The 468-nt window shown below is 36.1% G+C and carries 1 protein-coding gene; it reads left to right on the plus strand.

The features are described from left to right. On the plus strand, window positions 1-274 hold a 274-nt coding region (locus IDG65_RS14230; RefSeq protein ID WP_206174220.1), incomplete at its 5' end, for a transposase. Between the last annotated feature and the right edge of the window lie 194 nt (window positions 275-468).

The raw sequence follows: 468 nt of genomic DNA on the forward strand, positions 1-468 counted from the left end.
GAATATTAATCCAACCTGGGAATATATAAAAATAAAAGCGAATGAAAAGATAGAAAGCAAAGAAACAGCCTCATACTATGCGCAGCGAAAGATAGATGTCGAAACAGTTTTTGGAAACATTAAACAAAATATGAAATTTAAAAGATTCCATGTCCGAGGAGCTGAAAAAATTTTTAAGGAAATGGGACTTGTATTTCTTGCGCACAATTTTAGGAAATTAGTAACTAGAGTAAGGAAATATGAGGGAAAAACAATCATACAAAACCAAATATAGGGGGAAAATCCTCTATATTTCATCCAAAAAAAACAAAAATCGAAGACATCTTTCACGGGTGCCTTCGATTTTTTGGTTCAAAAGGGACTAATGGGTCAGCCCCCTCAAAATTACCAGAGATTAAGCTCAGCCAGATATAAGGACTCCAGCCTTACTTTCTACGCAACAACGCCACACACTCCACATGCCTTGAG

Source organism: Staphylococcus sp. EG-SA-17 (assembly GCF_017151845.1).
In the GTDB taxonomy this organism is placed as follows: Bacteria; Bacillota; Bacilli; order Staphylococcales; family Staphylococcaceae; genus Staphylococcus; species Staphylococcus aureus.